The following is a 2613-nucleotide window of genomic DNA, read 5'->3' as shown; positions in this document are numbered from 1 at the left end:
CGCAGRTGAGTGAAACTCATTTGGGTTGTATGGTTAAGCGACTAAGCGTATACGGTGGATGCCTTGGCAGTCAGAGGCGATGAAGGACGTAGTAACTTGCGAAAAGCGTTGGCGAGCTAGTAACAAGCATTTGAGCTAACGATGTCCGAATGGGGGAACCCAGCAGCATAAGCTGTTATCGCAACATGAATACATAGTGTTGCGAGGCGAACGAGGGGAACTGAAACATCTAAGTACCCTTAGGAAAAGAAATCAACCGAGATTCCCCTAGTAGCGGCGAGCGAACGGGGATTAGCCCTTAAGTCAGTGGGGTGTTAGTGGAATGCGTTGGAAAGCGCAGCGGCACAGGGTGATAGCCCCGTACATGAAAACTAACCATTGATGAAAACGAGTAAGGCGGGACACGTGACATCCTGTTTGAATATGGGGGGACCATCCTCCAAGGCTAAATACTCCTGACTGACCGATAGTGAACCAGTACCGTGAGGGAAAGGCGAAAAGAACCCCTGTGAGGGGAGTGAAATAGAACCTGAAACCGTATACGTACAAGCAGTGGGAGCGGTTCTTGAGACCGTGACTGCGTACCTTTTGTATAATGGGTCAGCGACTTACATTTTGTAGCGAGGTTAAGCGAATAGCGGAGCCGTAGGGAAACCGAGTGTTAACTGCGCGTTTAGTTGCAAGGTGTAGACCCGAAACCCGGTGATCTAGCCATGGGCAGGTTGAAGGTTGAGTAACATCAACTGGAGGACCGAACCGACTAATGTTGAAAAATTAGCGGATGACTTGTGGCTGGGGGTGAAAGGCCAATCAAACCGGGAGATATCTGGTTCTCCTCGAAAGCTATTTAGGTAGCGCCTCGAGCGAATACCATTGGGGGTAGAGCACTGTTAAGGCTAGGGGGTCATCCCGACTTACCAACCCTTTGCAAACTCCGAATACCAATGAGTACTACTCGGGAGACAGACGGCGGGTGCTAACGTCCGTCGTCAAAAGGGAAACAACCCAGACCGTCAGCTAAGGTCCCAAAGTACTAGCTAAGTGGGAAACGATGTGGGAAGGCTTAGACAGCTAGGATGTTGGCTTAGAAGCAGCCATCATTTAAAGAAAGCGTAATAGCTCACTAGTCGAGTCGGCCTGCGCGGAAGATGTAACGGGGCTAAGCTAGTCACCGAAGCTACGGGTGCACAGTTTACTGTGCGCGGTAGAGGAGCGTTCTGTAAGCCGTTGGGACTGAAGTAGTTGATGCCATGCTTCCAGGAAAATCTTCTAAGCTTCAGGTTAGTGGGAATCGTACCCCAAACCGACACAGGTGGTCGGGTAGAGAATACCAAGGCGCTTGAGAGAACTCGGCTGAAGGAACTAGGCAAAATGGTACCGTAACTTCGGGAGAAGGTACGCTCCTGTTGGTGATGAGACTTGCTCTCTAAGCTGACGGGAGTCGCAGATACCAGGTGGCTGCAACTGTTTATCAAAAACACAGCACTGTGCAAACTCGCAAGAGGAAGTATACGGTGTGACGCCTGCCCGGTGCCGGAAGGTTAATTGATTGGGTTATCGCAAGAGAAGCTCATGATCGAAGCCCCGGTAAACGGCGGCCGTAACTATAACGGTCCTAAGGTAGCGAAATTCCTTGTCGGGTAAGTTCCGACCTGCACGAATGGCGTAATGATGGCCACGCTGTCTCCAGCCGAGACTCAGTGAAGTTGAAATTGCGGTGAAGATGCCGTATACCCGCGGCTAGACGGAAAGACCCCGTGAACCTTTACTATAGCTTGGCACTGAACATTGAACCTACATGTGTAGGATAGGTGGGAGACTWTGAAGTTGTGACGCTAGTCATGATGGAGTCGTCCTTGAAATACCACCCTTGTAGTTTTGATGTTCTAACCTAGGTCCCTTATCGGGATTAGGGACAGTGCCTGGTGGGTAGTTTGACTGGGGCGGTCTCCTCCCAAAGAGTAACGGAGGAGCACGAAGGTTGGCTAAGTACGGTCGGACATCGTACGGTTAGTGCAATGGCATAAGCCAGCTTAACTGCGAGACATACACGTCGAGCAGGTACGAAAGTAGGTCATAGTGATCCGGTGGTTCTGAATGGAAGGGCCATCGCTCAACGGATAAAAGGTACTCCGGGGATAACAGGCTGATACCGCCCAAGAGTTCATATCGACGGCGGTGTTTGGCACCTCGATGTCGGCTCATCACATCCTGGGGCTGAAGTCGGTCCCAAGGGTATGGCTGTTCGCCATTTAAAGTGGTACGCGAGCTGGGTTCAGAACGTCGTGAGACAGTTCGGTCCCTATCTGCCGTGGGCGTTGGATGATTGAAGGGAGCTGCTCCTAGTACGAGAGGACCGGAGTGGACGAACCGCTGGTGTTCGGGTTGTCATGCCAATGGCATTGCCCGGTAGCTACGTTCGGAATCGATAACCGCTGAAAGCATCTAAGCGGGAAGCGAGCCCTAAGATGAGTCATCCCTAGGAATTTAATTCCTCTAAAGAGCCGTTCGAGACTAGGACGTTGATAGGCATGGTGTGTAAGCGTTGTGAGGCGTTGAGCTAACATGTACTAATGACTCGAGAGGCTTAACCATACAACCCAGATGGGTTTT

1 rRNA gene is annotated in these 2613 nt (G+C 51.1%); it reads left to right on the top strand.

Annotated features, from left to right (window positions below):
- Window positions 1–31 precede the first annotated feature (31 nt).
- Window positions 32–2595 (top strand): 23S ribosomal RNA (locus L5M17_RS22835).
- The last annotated feature ends 18 nt before the right edge of the window (window positions 2596–2613 follow it).

The sequence above is a fragment of the Shewanella sp. SW24 genome (assembly GCF_025653395.1).
In the GTDB taxonomy this organism is placed as follows: domain Bacteria; phylum Pseudomonadota; class Gammaproteobacteria; order Enterobacterales; family Shewanellaceae; genus Shewanella; species Shewanella oncorhynchi.
Note: the sequence above shows the minus strand (reverse complement) of the source record. Positions and strands in the feature narration are given on the sequence as shown.